The sequence below is a fragment of the Bacteroidota bacterium genome (assembly GCA_018692315.1).
Lineage (GTDB): Bacteria > Bacteroidota > Bacteroidia > Bacteroidales > JABHKC01 > JABHKC01.
The window spans coordinates 1-15,712 of the sequence record JABHKC010000068.1; the positions used below are offsets into that span (position 1 = coordinate 1).

10 protein-coding genes are annotated in these 15,712 nt (G+C 30.9%); 7 read left to right on the forward strand and 3 right to left on the reverse strand.

What is annotated here, in order from left to right; all coding sequences use genetic code 11:
* Window positions 1–68: 68 nt before the first annotated feature.
* Window positions 69–2,852: a right-handed parallel beta-helix repeat-containing protein gene (locus HN894_05405; protein MBT7142754.1), complete on the reverse strand. Its 2,784-nt coding sequence runs from the start codon at window positions 2,850–2,852 to the stop codon at window positions 69–71.
* Window positions 2,842–3,507, reverse strand: coding sequence for a hypothetical protein (locus HN894_05410; GenBank protein MBT7142755.1), 666 nt, complete (start codon window positions 3,505–3,507; stop codon window positions 2,842–2,844). Before HN894_05410 ends, HN894_05405 begins: the two co-directional genes overlap by 11 nt.
* A 328-nt stretch (window positions 3,508–3,835) precedes the next feature.
* Between HN894_05410 and HN894_05415 the strand changes: the two genes are divergently transcribed.
* The 3 genes from HN894_05415 to HN894_05425 all read left to right on the forward strand — a co-directional run bounded on the left by HN894_05415 (window position 3,836) and on the right by HN894_05425 (window position 8,993).
* Complete coding sequence (locus tag HN894_05415; GenBank protein ID MBT7142756.1) at window positions 3,836–5,002, forward strand: hybrid sensor histidine kinase/response regulator; 1,167 nt, start codon at window positions 3,836–3,838, stop codon at window positions 5,000–5,002.
* Window positions 4,999–7,392, forward strand: coding sequence for a tetratricopeptide repeat-containing sensor histidine kinase (locus tag HN894_05420; protein ID MBT7142757.1), 2,394 nt, complete (start codon window positions 4,999–5,001; stop codon window positions 7,390–7,392). The genes HN894_05415 and HN894_05420 overlap by 4 nt, the downstream gene beginning before the upstream one ends.
* Before the next feature lie 68 nt (window positions 7,393–7,460).
* Window positions 7,461–8,993 (forward strand): sodium/proline symporter, encoded by a 1,533-nt coding sequence (locus HN894_05425; protein ID MBT7142758.1) that lies wholly within the window; start codon window positions 7,461–7,463, stop codon window positions 8,991–8,993.
* A gap of 31 nt (window positions 8,994–9,024) precedes the next feature.
* On the opposite strand, the gene rlmH is transcribed toward HN894_05425, so the two are convergent.
* Complete coding sequence (rlmH, locus tag HN894_05430) at window positions 9,025–9,498, reverse strand: 23S rRNA (pseudouridine(1915)-N(3))-methyltransferase RlmH (GenBank protein MBT7142759.1); 474 nt, start codon at window positions 9,496–9,498, stop codon at window positions 9,025–9,027.
* An 88-nt stretch (window positions 9,499–9,586) separates the two neighbouring features.
* On the opposite strand from rlmH, the gene HN894_05435 reads away from it, so the two are divergent.
* From HN894_05435 to HN894_05450, 4 genes are all read left to right on the forward strand, one after another.
* Window positions 9,587–9,997, forward strand: a complete 411-nt coding sequence (locus HN894_05435) for a DUF4783 domain-containing protein (GenBank protein MBT7142760.1) — start codon at window positions 9,587–9,589, stop codon at window positions 9,995–9,997.
* 98 nt (window positions 9,998–10,095) lie between these two features.
* Window positions 10,096–13,026 carry a PAS domain S-box protein gene (locus HN894_05440; GenBank protein MBT7142761.1) on the forward strand — a complete coding sequence of 977 codons (2,931 nt, stop codon included), beginning with the start codon at window positions 10,096–10,098 and terminating at the stop codon, window positions 13,024–13,026.
* 78 nt (window positions 13,027–13,104) lie between these two features.
* On the forward strand, window positions 13,105–13,557 hold the full coding sequence (locus tag HN894_05445) for a response regulator (protein ID MBT7142762.1): 453 nt from the start codon (window positions 13,105–13,107) through the stop codon (window positions 13,555–13,557).
* A gap of 41 nt (window positions 13,558–13,598) precedes the next feature.
* Window positions 13,599–15,527 (forward strand): response regulator, encoded by a 1,929-nt coding sequence (locus HN894_05450; protein MBT7142763.1) that lies wholly within the window; start codon window positions 13,599–13,601, stop codon window positions 15,525–15,527.
* Window positions 15,528–15,712 lie beyond the last annotated feature (185 nt).

Below are 15,712 nucleotides of genomic sequence, written 5' to 3' on the forward strand. Positions count from 1 at the left end.
AAATATACATGAACTCCATTTTTATTTAAAAAATTAATGTTTTTTATCAAAGCTTGCATTTGTCTGTATTACAGAATATTAACATCATTTTGCTTGTTTTTATGAATTATGCAGGCTAAAGCCATATTATTATCAGATCTGGAAATGTTATCATAATTTGTCAAGTATTTAAAATATGTAATGGATTTTGTACTTGGTAAATTTGGAGAATAATAAAATGGTTCTTCAACTTTTGAAGATATTTCATAGCCTTGACCAGGATTCATATCTCCAATCTGGTCAATTGTAAATGTTTTCCAATAAATTAACCCATTTTGATCTTTGGCTAATTCAATTGTATCATTTAAATATGGTCCAAATTCATCTGCAAAGCTAATAGTTTGCTGTCTCAAATATCCCATCAAACTCCAACCGGAATCAAGTTGAAGTTCCGTTTCTTCAGGAATAATGGGCAAACCTGTAATTATAAGCGTATCAACATCCTCAACTTTTATACGGTATGCTTCGCCAATTGTAATACTGTCAATTTCGAACAAATTACTGTCGGGGCGGTATTTATTTCCTAACTCATCTGTAATTTCAATAAGATTAGTATTAAGTTCTGCAAAAATAGTATCGAAATTGTTTACGGATGGTTCGAGATAGGTGGAGAAAATGCTCCAGCCGTCTCTTAGTGGGATATCTTGAGTCATTATTGCTTTAAAACTTGCTGTATCATATGAAACACAATTATTTGTATCTTTAACATATAGATTCATGTCTAAGTAACCAAATTCTATTTCACTACCAATTAAGTGATAAATATTTGTGTCATTATCTTCACCATTCCATAATAATTCTTTATAGGCTAATTCATAAACAAATGTAATGGTATCATCCGGTTGGATAATTGAATCGTTGCCAAGTGGATTTAATTGAGTTGGCAGATGAATATCAGGCAAATCTCGCTCTTGCGTATCTGAACAACCACGTTCATAAACAACAATCAGAACATAACTCAAATCATAGAAAAGATTTGAATCAACCGTGAGAAACTCATTATCAGAAAGCAGTTCTGAATTGTTTGGATTATACCACATCATTGAATCATATCTAAACGAATATGATATTTCCAAATCTTCACCTTCGCAATAAGTATGACCTGAATTGCTATAATTTGCATTAACATTCCAAATTATCTCAATATCCTTACTAATTTTTGAAAAGCACTGAGTAATTGAATTTCTTGGTGTTGTATAATAAATGGTATGAAAACCATTAAAAGCATCATCAGGATTAAAGTAATAGTCCCGGATAGAATCTTCCGAACTGAAAGTCGAGTCTTCATCAATAAAATCACGATACACCGCAACTCCGTAGAAAACCGCACTGTCTTCATCGTGCGAGCCGGTAAGCATGTTGTCAAGAGTATCGTAATCGCAATATAAATCGGATAAATTTGTATAGATTTCCAGAGTTGTATCTATTGCAAAATTTTCTATCGAATAAAATTCTAAAGTGTCGATTCCGGCTACTGCAGCAGAATAATGCCACATTTCACCTATCGAATCAAATTCCGCTAAATTTTCGAATGTATATATTATTGATTGATTGTAATGTATCGGACTTGCTAATGTTTCCGGTGTTGAATATGCTGAAACTGTATTGAGAGTATAACTTAATGAAAATGCTTCGCTTTCGGGATAAACTCCTGTATTTGTCAATGAAATTTTTATTTCAACGCTATCGTCCAATCCGCAGGCTGAGACAGGAGAAATCCACTGGTCGATTGTGATGCTTTTCACCATCATGCTATCTATTGTTACAGAACTTGCTGTATTGAAAACCAAATCTAATGTTACAGAATCCTTGTAAACTGTCGGAATATAAAATTGCTCCTGGCTGTCATCTAAAATAATACAATTCATAATCGCTCCGGAATCTACCCCTGAAGCATTAATAGTATCTCCTGTTCCATCAAATTCTGTATATCCACAACAGCGCAGAACTCCAATTGTATCGTAATAAAATAAACCAATAGTATCGCCTGCGGAAATACTTTCGCCATCAATTTCTATTGTTGAATTTGATGGAATTATTAGCGAATAATATCCCTGCGATGTATTTGCTTCCACCCATTGAATTGAATTATGACATTCGAAGGCTCCTACATCTGGTTGATTATCTCTTGGGAAAAAGGCATGGTCAAAATCAAGAGTATCTTTTCCTTGATTGATTGCAACTGAAGAATTCTGAAGTCTGAAATCCAGGTTCTCACTATTTATAAAATCAAAATGGCTAAGGTCATTATAGCCAATGTTGTTTGAATCATAAATAGTGATATAATCATCTTTTTCAGACTTAATATACTTTCCAATATCATAAGCCTGGCTACTTACAGTTTCATCAACAAGTAAATTATTGTAAAGAAATAATACATCATCCTGATAATCATTTCCATTTATTTTTATTTGAGTGTTTTTAGAATTTAAAATAGTATTATTTATAAAATAATATGGTTTGGCATATGCTTCTGTTGTCCCAAAATAAATTCCGTGAGCTGATCTACTATCAATTTCAGGGTAGTGATCTTTTCCCGCATTGATAATTACATTATTGAAAACACTGTTAAAACCAACTCCAAGTAAAACTATTCCGCATCCTTTGCCATCAGCAATAAAATTGTTGTAGCATTGACCTGTTGTTCCATTGTTTATTTGAATTCCTGCGTAATGATCGCTATTCTCACTAAGCCCATAGCGCAATATTGTATTATTATAAATCTTACAGTTTTTTTCCACCATACTTACTTGTATTCCATCATATCCAGTATTTTCAACAGTTACATTGTAAATATATACATCATTTAGCAATAAAAGGGTATAAAAGTGTATCTCCGTCAGGGCATTCTTTTACTTTTCCACCATATCCTACATAACCAATATACATGCCTTCGCCGGAACAGTCATGGATATATAAGTCATGAAAATACATATTCTTAAGAATATTTCCGGAACTTTCATGAGTTGAGGGCTCATTACATCTAAGCTCAGTCTTGCACTGAACTCCCGCAAAGCCTACATTGCAAATTTCAATGTTGCTGACCTCAAATTCTTCTGTCAGACTGCCAAGAAGCAAGCCAACATCTCTTGCTGCATCAATTCTAAAGCCATATTTAAATCTTGAATCGCCTGTACCTAACACTTTAAAATGCTGACAATTACTAAATTGAAAAACATCTTTTGGGTAGGTATCATAGGTTCCAATCGTAACAAGTCCACCCTTATTGATAAAGATTATAGGTTCCTGAGCAGTTCCAACAAAACTATCGAATTTGAGTTTATTATATGCTGTATCGCTAGCATTAATGAATATTGTATCACCGGGATTTACCGTATCACCATAAATCTCGCAATCATCATAATACCATGCTGAGTCACTTAGATAAATGTTATGTGAAGTAATTTGTGAAAAAGCATGTCGGCAAAATAAAGTTATAAAAAATAATAATAGAATTTCTACTTTCACAATATTGCTTTTTGCTTAATAATTTTCAAATATAAACAAAAAGAGGTTTGATGTCAAGATTTTTGGTTTGTGGATACGAATTATTTTGAGGTGCCACATTATTTCTCTCATAAATTTTTAAGTTTTATTTTATATTCGTAGAAAAAAATTATTTGCATCACTTCAAAATTATTTTTACAGATAAATTGTTTTTCTACCAATAATAATCCAATTATTTAATTTTATAACAAATTATTACTGCGAAATCTGTATGTACTAATAAAATTTCTTAATTTTGAAACTTATTAATAGGACAAAACTGAAGGTGAAAATGGAAATTTCTAATGAAATGAAAAGTCAAAAAATCTTTATTGTTGATGATGTTCCGAAAAACATACAGATCCTTGGAAGTATTTTGCATAAGGCTTCCTATTTAGTTTCATATACTCAAAATTCGTCAGAAGCACTATCTCTGATTAGCTCAAATGATTTTGATTTGATTTTGTTAGATATTATGATGCCCGGAATTACAGGCTACGAATTGTGTACACTTTTAAAGAATGAATCCAAAACCAAAGATATACCTATTATTTTTCTAACAGCAAAAACCGACACCGAAAGTATAGTGAAAGGTTTTGAAGTTGGTGCACAAGATTATATTACGAAGCCATTTAATGCCGAAGAACTCATGGCAAGAGTGAAACTGCATTTAGACCTGAAAAAATCTAAAGAAGAGCTAATCGAAAAAAATGAAATGCTAAAAAATGCTCAGAAACAGTTAGTTGAATCTGAAAAAATGGCATCGCTCGGAAATTTGGTTGCTGGTGTTGCTCACGAAATAAATACACCGGTAGGAATTGGAATAACAGCAATAACTACTTTAGAAGAGAGAAATAAACAATTTGAAATCGACTTCCAAAATCAAAAAATTAAACGATCGGGACTTGAATCGTATATAAAATTTATTAAAAAAACAACAAAACTAATTTTAACTAACCTGCAACGTACCAGCGATTTGGTTCAAAGTTTTAAGCAAGTTTCAGTAGATCAGTCAAACGAGCAAAAAAGAATATTTAATTTGAAGAATTATCTACAAGATGTTATTTTGAGTGTTGAACCATCTTATGATCGCAAAAATATTTCGATTAGTTTAGACTGTGATGACAATATTGAGATTGATAGCTTTCCCGGAAGTTATGCCCAAATTTTTACAAATTTTATAATAAATTCTTTAGTTCATGGTTTCGACAAAAAAAATGATGGAGAAATTCTTATTAAAATAGAAGAACAAAATAACTCGTTGTTAATCACATATAAAGACAACGGAACGGGAATTTCAGCAGGATTTATGACAAAAATCTTTGATCCCTTTTTCACAACAAATAAACAATCCGGTACTGGTTTGGGGCTTCACATAGTTTACAATATTGTTACTCAAAAACTCAAAGGTACAATTGAATGTGAAAGCGAACCAAACAAAGGAGTAATATTCAAAATGAATTTGCCAAAACAATGAAAAGATATTATTTCCAATTTTTTTTAACAATCTGTACTACATTTTTGTATGCAAACAAGCAAGACGCAGTTGATAGTTTGAAAATTCAACTTTCAAAATCTTCGATAATTCATAAAGCAAACATTTATAATAAACTGTCTTATTTGTTAAGATCAAATTCGCCAACAAAATGTATTGAATATGCCGAACAAGCATTAAGTTTTGCTCGTGAAATAAACAATTCGGAGGAGGAAGCTTCTGCTTATAGCAATTTGGGTCTCGGATATTATTATAAAGGCGATTATAAAACTGCATATCTATATCATCAGAATGCTTTTGAAAGATGGCAAGAATTAGGAATCAAAATTGAAGTTGCAAAAAGTTTGAATAATATTGGACTTTTGTACGACAAATGGGGCGATTATTCGAAAGCAATAGAATATCATATTAAATCATTGAAAATAAAAGAAGAGTTAGATAACAAATATGAAATTGCAAAATCGCAATCTAATATTGGAATAATATACTGTTTTTGGAAGAAATATGACAAATCATTAGAATATTTTGTAAATGCTCTGGCAAACACTATGGAATTAGACGATTTGAACATGGTGGCTGAATTGTATTGCAATATTGGAGCAGTCCATTTCGACAGAAAGGAATACGAAGATGCTCTGAGCTATTTTAACAAAGCGCTGCAAATTGATAAAGAATTAGGAAAAAAGGATGGCGTTTCGTTCGATATATGCAATATTGGAGGAGTATATTTTAAAAAAGGTGAATATTTGAAATCACTCTCATATTATGAGGAGGCTTTAGCAATTGAAAGGGAATTGGGAACATACGACGGAATATCGCTTCTTTTGAACAATATTGGATTGATAAAATATAGATTGAAAGAATACTCAGAAGCTTTGAGATATTTCGATGAAAGTCAGGAAATTGCCAAGCGATTGAATGTTAGAGAATCGATACTCGAAAATTATAAAAGTTATACTAAAGTTTACGATTCATTGTACGATTACAAAAATGCCTATAATTATTTTAAAAAATATACAGCCTTGAAAGACTCAATTTATGGCGAATCGAGCAACAGAAAAATAATTGAATTAAGGACAAAATACGAATCGGAAAAAATTGAAAAGGAAAACGAAATACTGCGAAAAGATAATACTCTTAAAGAAACAAAAGTTTCTAAACAAAGGCTACAGTTATTTTCTGTAATAGGTGGGCTATGTCTGGTTGCTGTTTTATCTTTAGTAATTCTTAGAGCATATTTTCAAAAAAGAAAAGCACATACTTTGTTAGGTTCACAAAAAAATAAACTCGAAGATTTAAATAAGGAATTAGAAGTAGCAAATTCATCGAAAGATAAATTTTTCTCTATCATAGCACACGATTTAAAATTACCTTTCAACTCGTTGATAAACATTTCGGAATTATTGATGAAGCAATACGATGAGTTTGATAGTAAGGCAATTAAGAATTTTATTCTCGGTATAAATCAGTCATCACATTTTGCTTTCAATCTGCTTCAAAACTTATTATCCTGGGCAAATTCGCAAACCAATAGAATAGAAATAAGCCCTACAAGTTTCGATATTAAACTTCTACTTGAAGAAACCTTATCTTTATTTTCTTATAATGCACACGAGAAAAATATTGAGCTTATCTCTGAAATCGGTAGCGATACATATGTTTATGCAGATGTAAATATGGTTGATACCGTTGTAAGAAATTTGATTTCGAATGCAATAAAATTTACAAACGCAGGCGGAAAGATTTCACTCATGTCAAAAATTGTGAATAATGAAGTTCAAATTTCAATTTCTGATACCGGAATCGGTATAAAAAAAGTGGATATTGAAAAACTTTTCCGATTTGATATTTCGCATTCTACAACAGGAACAAAAATGGAGAAAGGTACCGGGCTGGGGCTTATTTTGTGTAAAGAATTTATTGAAAAAAATAATGGTAAAATTTTTATTGAAAGTCTATGGGGTAGGGGCAGTACATTTAGTATCACTTTGCCCGCGGGCAACAAACCATTGACACAAGAAAGCAAACTGCCGGAAATGAAAACCAGAATTTATAATGAATTGTCAGAAACATTAGTTTTTGAGGAAGATAAAACAATTGAAAATTTCCAGAATAGTGAAAACTATAAAAGCAATATTGAGTACTTTGAAAGTAATCTGCTGAAACAATGGAATCATGTCCGAATAAATCATTTTGTTCACGAAGTTATAGAATTTAGCGTAAGTATAAGAGAATTTGGTCTAAGAAATAAAATGACTTCTATAGAAAATTACGGAAATGAACTAAATATGTATGCAAAAAGTTTCGATATTGAAAAAATGGAAAAAAACATGGCGATTTTCCCCGATATTCTAAAGAAATTGAAAAAGTAAATACTTCGGACCTTTCAATTTTTTCAGTATTCTTTCTATGTTTTTAAACAAATTTTAGTCAAAATCCTATGAATATACAAATACTTCTTCCATTTTTCATTTATTTTCTAATTGTGATTGGAATTGGGATTTATGCCACAAAATTTTCATCGAAAGGAATTAGCGAATATTTTCTGGGCGGTCGCCAGATGAGCAAATTTGTTGTTGCACTGTCGGCGGTAGTTTCAGGACGAAGTGCATGGCTTTTGTTAGGTTTTGTAGGGTTGGCTTACTCCATAGGCTTTGCTGCAGTCTGGACTGCTATTGGATATATTATTATTGAATTATTACTATTTCTATATTATGCCCCAAAAATTAGAAATTTCAGCGAGAAGCATGACTGTATCACTGTTCCCGATTATTTTGCTGCAAGATTTAACGACAAGAATGGCTACTTGAGAATGCTGATAGTTTTGGTTTTTCTGATTTTTATGATAGCATATATTTCATCTCAATTTGTAGCCGGTGGAAAAACTTTATATGCTTCCTTTTTAATTTCTGATGCTGGTGGAATAAACGATTTTTTTGCTTTCATAAATATTTCTCAACAAACCGGATGGCTGTATATCACTGCTTTGATAGTATTAATTTATACAATTCTTGGAGGGTTTCTTGCTGTGAGTTTGACTGATGTTTTTCAAGCCTTTTTTATGATAATTGCCTTAGTTGCCTTGCCAATTTATGGAATAATTCAAATTGGTGGCTGGGATATTGTGCTTGAAAAACTCAGTAATTTGCATCAAATAAATCATCATACCAACAATATAATAGACAATTCTCTTGGGAATTTGACAAATCCGGCAGCTTTAGGATTTGGTGCATTAATAGGTGCAATTGGCATTGGACTCGGTTCGCCCGGAAGCCCTCATATTATAGTGAGATATATGTCGATTAAAGATCCTTCGCAATTCCGATGGACTGCCATAGTTGGTACTTTTTGGAATGTATTGATGGCAGCTGGAGCTTTATTTATTGGTTTAATTGGCAGAGCATATTTTCAGGATGTTAGCGCACTACCAGATTCTGATGTTGAAAATGTGTATATTCTTCTGGCAAACGAAATTCTTAACCCAATTTTTGTTGGATTAATTCTGGCATCAATTTTTGCTGCAATTATGTCCACAGCCGATTCTCAACTATTGGTTGCCGCTTCTGGAATAGTTAGAGATATTTATCAGAAAATTTTGTATAAAGACCAAGAAATATCTCAAAAAAAACTTGCATTATTGAGCAGAATAGTGGTTTCATTACTTGTGATAGTTGCAGTAATTATAGGTCTTCTGAATGAAGATTTGGTTTTTTGGTTTGTACTGTTTGCTTGGGCAGGTCTTGGAGCAGCCATCGGACCAACTTCAATTTTAGCACTTTTTTGGAAAAAGACTTCTAAAGTTGGTGTTGTTGCCGGTCTTTTATCAGGAACTATTTCCGTTTTTGTATGGAAAAATATTGAATTTCTGAAAGAAATTATGTATGAATTAGTTCCAGCTTTTTTTATTGCGTTGATTTTTACAATAGTTTTTAGCCTCCTTTTTCAAGATAAAGAAATAGATAAATCCAAATGAGACTCTTTTAGCATTAAAATCTCATTTCAACCTACTGATTATGATAAGGTTCTCCTTTAATAATGGTAAGTGCTCTATAAAGTTGTTCAACAAAAAGTAGTCGAATAAATTGGTGTGAGAATGTCATTTTCGACATTGAGATTTTATCATTCGCTCTATCATAAATTTCTTTTGAAAAGCCAAAAGCCCCGCCAACAACGAAAACTACATTTTTGTTTTGGCTAACAGTTTTATTTTCAACGAAAGAAGAAAACTGTATGGACGAAAAACTTTTACCTGCTTCGTCGAGCAAAATTACATAATCCTGAGGCTTGATGTTTCTTAAAATCAATTTGCCTTCCTTTTCTTTAATCTCAGAAACATTATGCTTTTTACTAACTTTTATTCCTTGCAATTCCTTTATTTCGAAATGTATATAATGCTTAAGCCTTTTTAAATAATCTTCAATCCCCGAATTCAGATAATCAACATTAGTTTTTCCTATGACAAGTAAAACAAATTTCATTTTAAATAATTAATTTTTATATTGCATTCTTTTTAAAATAAAAAGTATTTATTGAAACAAAAGTAGTAAATGTAATCCAAAATTTATTATGAATACAATTCGGAAGTTTTTATCAGTATTAATTCTGTTTTTTTTAAGTGTTTTATTTTGCTTGTCGCAAGATACCGGAGTTTCAGAAAAAATTAATAATTCAATAAAAACCGGAGATACCAAAGCACTTGCTCGGTTTTTCAATTCTTCTATCGAACTTGTTGTTTTAGAAAAGGAAGATGTATATAGCAAATCGCAAGCTGAATTGGTGGTTTCTAATTTTTTCAAAAAACACAAACCACTTGGTTTTTCGGTGCAACACAACGGACAATCAAAAGATTCTAAATATACTATCGGGACACTTAAAACAAATGAAGGAAATTTCAGAGTATATTATTTAACTAAGCAAATGAAAAATGGTAATCCTGCTATTTTTCTTTTGCGAATTGAGAAAAAAGACAAGTTCTAAAAAAACAAGATTGAACTTTTATAAGTTTGGAAATGAAATATTTCAGTTTATTTTTTTTTGTATTATTAATATTTCAACTCAATGCTGAGCCATCAAATTTGGATTCAATCACTGATAGCAACAAATATGAAATTTCTTTAGAGGAATTAGATTCATTGTTAGTTCCTGCCAATCCTGAACAATTGTACGACAGTACATTGATAGCTTTACAAGATAATTTCAAAATTTCGATAGCCCAAAACAACCAAAATCAACAAGCGGAATTATTACTTAAAATGGCAAATTATTATCACAAACTTGGCTATGATTACTTGTCTATAAGCAAGTTTAATGCTGCAGAAATTTTATGTATTGAAAACGATTTGCATAATATTCTAATAAATTGCTATACCCAATTATCCAGAGTAGTTCTAGAAGGTAGCAATTATTCAAAGTCAATGGAAAGCTTACTAAAAGCTCTAAGGGTTGCTGAGAAAGAAGGAATTGACGACAAGAAGGATATTATTTATTTTGGGATTGCAAAAATATATGTTGCTGCTAGAGATTATAAAAATGCTATACATTTTTTCAATGAATCGATAAAAATGTCTGATGAGTATGACAATAAATTGTGTAAGTCGGAAGCATTATTGCAATTGGGAAAAATATTGTTAGCCCAAAACAAAATGGAAGAAGCTTACCAGATATTTCAAAATTCTCTTGTTATAAGTAAAAATAGTAACGATTCTATCAGTATTTATAATTGCTACACTAAATTGTGCAACTATTATATTGAAAATGAAAACTTTGAATTAGCCCATAAATATTGCGATTCAGCATTATTAGTTACAGAGGACTTTTCAAAGCTTAATTCTTCAAGAACTTCAAGTACTTTGACATTAAAAGCATATGTATATGGTTGCCAAGGAGATTATGAAAAAACACTTACCTACAATGTATTAGCTTTCAGAGAGAGAAAAAATGCAGGATTTTTACTTCATATTTGCAGTTCTTTAAACAATTTGGGAACTACTTATCTAAAACTGAAAAACTTTAAAAAGTCAGATGATTTTTTACACAAAGCCTTGTCGTTTGCGATGTTTATGGAAAACAATCAATTTTTATTATTAGTAAACAAAAATTTATACCAGTTGTACGATACAACTAACAACACGATTGAAGCTTTTAAACATTACAAAGAATATCATAAGTATTATTCATTGATAGATGAGGAACAAAATGAGAATAATATTGATTTATTCAAAACACAATATGATTTAGAAAAACTTACACGTAGCAACGAATCATTACAACTTTCGAGAGCAAAAACATTGCAAGCCTCATTATTACTAATTAGCCTTCTTGTTGTTTCATTGCTAATTGTATTATTGTTAAGACTTTCGGCGAAACAAAAACACAACAAACAGTTAGAAAAAAACAATAAAAAAATTCTTAGCCAAAAGGAAAATCTACGTTTGTTGGTGCAAAAAATGATGCTTGCCGAAGAAAAATTCAAAACAATTATTACAAATATTGATTCTTTAATGTTAAGTGTCGATAAGGATGGAATTGTTACATTTTCTGATGGAACAGATATTTTTCACCTCAAAAAAAATATTACTGAATTTGTAGGACTATCTATGTCTGATGTTTTTGAAAACTATCCTGAAATAACCAAAGGTCTTTTAGATGCACTATCAGGAAAATCAAGCGAAGAGATTATTGAATTGAAAAATGAATTTTTTCAGGTGTGGTATTCTCCTTTGATCGACGAAATGGGAAATATTATTGGTGCAATTTCGATGATAATAGATAAAACTAATAAAATTGTTACATTAAGAAAGCTCAAAGAAAGTGAAAATAGGTACAAAAAAGTTTTCGATAATATCACAGACGGAATACTAATAGTAAACCAGCAAGGAAAAATTATTGATTTAAATGCACAAATTGCGGAAATATATGGTGGCCAGAAAGAAGAAATTTTGGGTAATAGTCGAATAGATGTTAGTATAAAAGGAAAAAATCCAAGAACAGAATTCAGAAGAATATTTTTGCAAGCATTAAAAACTTCAAAACTCGATTTCGATTTAGAATTTGTAAATAAAAAAAACGAAACGATTTATACAGAATGTTCTGCAACCACCATTAAATTAGAAGATAAAGAATTGCAGTTACTAATTTTTATTAGGGATGTTAGCGATAGAAAAAACAAAGAAAGAGAATTGGAAGACCACCGCAAACATTTGGAAGAAAAAGTTGAATATCGGACGCGGGCTCTGAAAGAAAAGTCTGTTGGTTTAGAAAAATCTCAAGAGAAGTTAGAAAGCTTATTTATAGACTTGAGTATCACTTCAAAAAAGCTTAAAAATGCAAATAGAGAATTACAATCCTTCTCATATTCTGTATCCCACGATTTGAAAGCTCCATTGCGTGCGATTGATGGATTTTCGCAAGCTATTGAAGAAGAATATTTCGAACAGCTCGACAGTGATGGCAAAGAATTTATCAAATTGATAAGAGAAAATACTCATAAAATGGGATTACTTATTCAAGATTTATTGGAGTTTTCACGAATAGGAAAATCGGATTTGAGTATGGGGAAAATTAATATGAATGAAGTATTTACAAAATCATTCAAAGAATTGTTTGTCGAAGATTTTGGAAAAGAAACGAAGTTTGTATTAAATGATTTGCCAATAATTTGTGCAGACAAAAAACAAATAATTAGGGTTGTTGAGAATCTGTTAGCGAATGCAATAAAATTTACAAAAAAGACAGAAAATCCTGAAATTGTGATAGATAGTAAAATGACAGGCAAATATATTGTATTTTCTGTAAGGGACAATGGTATTGGTTTCGATATGAAGTATGCAGAAAAAATGTTTGGAGTTTTTCAGCGTTTACATTCACCTATCGATTACGATGGAACTGGTGTTGGTCTGGCAATAGTAAAAAAAATAATTAATAAACATAATGGAAAAGTTTGGATAGAAGGAAAATTGAATGTTGGTGCGACTGTATATTTTTCAATTCCAATAAATAATTGTTAATTTTTTCGATTTTTAAAACCAAATACTTTAGCTTCTCTATGATTTTTTTATACTTTTACGATGAAAATAAATTTTGAGATGAAATATTGCGAAACAAAAATTCTTCTAATTGAAGATAATCCTAATGATATAAAATTGGCAAATCGTGCGTTCAAAAAAAATAATTTACTTGATCATGTTAAAATTATCTCTGATGGCGAAGAATCTTTAGACTATATTTTTTGCAATGGTAATTACACAGAAAATATTAATCATAAACTACAACTCATTCTCCTCGATCTGAAATTGCCAAAAGTTGATGGACTTAGCATTTTGCAGGAATTAAAATCCAATGAAAAAACTAAATCAATTCCGATCGTAATCTTAACATCATCCTGCGAAGAAAAAGACCTGATAGATGCGTATAGGCTCGGCGCAAATAGCTACATAATAAAACCAATGAAATTCGAAGATTTTGTGCGACTAATATCAAATCTTAGAAAATACTGGCTCTCCCTAAACGAGCTACCAATCGTTTTAGGAGAAAATTAAATGAAAATCTACCAAAATTTACCAATAAAATCTTTTAGCCAATGAAAATCACCAATTTAAAAATCCTGATTTTAGAAGACAACCATTCGGATGTTTTATTAATGGAACGAGAGTTAAAAAAAGGATTCAGCAATTTTACCATAAAATGGGTTGAAACGGAAGAATCTTACATTCACGAATTGTCAAACTGTGAGTACGATATTATTTTATGCGATTACAGTTTGCCTTCTTATGACGGATTGTCTGCTTTAAAATACGCAATAAAAAAGTGTCCAACAACACCATTTATAATAGTAACCGGTTCTTTAGACGAAGAGACAGCAGTGGAATTGATTTTGGCAGGAGCTTGGGATTATGTCTTGAAAGAGAAATTAATTCGTTTGACATCATCAATTAAATCTTCCTTGAAGCTGAAAAAGGAAATGGAAGAAAAAGCAATTGCCGAACAATCTCTTCGAAAAAGTGAAGTAAAATTTAGAAGAATTTTTGAAAGCTATCAAGATGTATATTACGAATCAGATCTTGAAGGAAAACTTCTTGAAATTAGCCCTTCTTGTTATGATATTTTTGGGTATTCGAGAAAAGAGCTTTTAGGAACAAGCATAGAAAAACTTTATAAAAATGAAAATGATAGTAGTATATTTTTCCATAAATTGAAAGAAGAGAGAATGCTAAACGATTATGAACTTCAAATGATTCATAAAAATGGAAAAATATTTCCATGCTCCGTATCGGCAAAACTCACTACTATCGACAATAATTCTATCAGTGTAATAGGTTCCCTTCGAAATATTTCTGCAAGAAAATCGGCTGAGTACGAACTGATAATGACTAAAGAAAAAGTTGAAGAGTCGGATAGACTAAAGTCTGTGTTTCTTTCAATTATGTCTCACGAACTAAGAACTCCCCTGAATGCAATTATTGGATTCTCAGATGTTATTACAAAAAATTCAAATATAGACGACATTGTATATTTCAATTCATTGATAAACAAAAATGGAAAAAGCTTACTATCAATTATTGACGAAATATTCCATGTGTCCTCAATTTATGGTAAAAATGTAAAACTTTCTAACGATAAATTTTTTCTTAGCGATATTTTTAATAAAATTTATGAAACAAACGTAGAAGAACTTCTTAATGTTGGAAAACAAAATATAAAGCTTACTGTTTCTCATTGCAAAATTACTAAAGATCAGTATGTTATAACAGATAAAGTAAAACTCAAAAGAGTATTAATGATTTTAGTAAATAATGCAATCAAGTTTACTGAATCGGGTTCTGTCGAATTTGGTTACGAAATGCAAGCAGATAAGCAATTTTTGTTTTTTATTAAAGACACTGGTTGTGGTATTCCGCCGGAAAAGCACGATATGATTTATGACGGTTTCAGGCTTGGAGACGAGTCTCACTCAAGAAAACATGGTGGCATTGGATTAGGCTTGCATATTGTTAAAAAAGTTGTTGAACTTTTGGGTGGTGAAATATTCTTTAAAACTAAAGTTAATAAAAGTACAGAATTCTATTTTTATCTGAAGTTGCCAATCATAAAACAGCAAAAAGCTAAGATAGAAAAAAAATCTGATGAAAATATTAAATGGGAAAACACTAATTTGTTAGTTGTAGATGATCATTACTCAAGTGTAGAATTAGTGAAGATAATATTGAAAAAAACAGGAATTAATATTGGTGTTGCAATAGACGGAGAAGAAGGCGTAAAATTTTGTAACGAAAATCAAAATACCGACATTGTTCTGATGGATATAAAAATGCCGCATTTAGATGGTTATAATGCAACAAAAGCTATTAAGAGATTGCATGAAAACATAATAATTATTGCTACAACTGCATATGCTTTGGTGGGCGATAGAGAGAGGGCTATAGAAGCCGGCTGCGACGATTATGTTCCAAAACCAATAAATTCTGTTGAACTAATAGAAACTATAGGAAAATATATTGATTCAAAATAGTGGCTCTAAGAAAGCGACAATAACAGCCTTACTCTTATGTTTAGATCAGTCATTTACAAAAGTAAACTCCTGATTCTAAACATTTCGAAAGCCTTGTTCTTGCCGCTTTCTTTAAACCCACTTCAAAAAAAGTGAGTTTCCATAGAAATAACAAATAGCCCAGTTTACAAAATGTGAAATAAAAT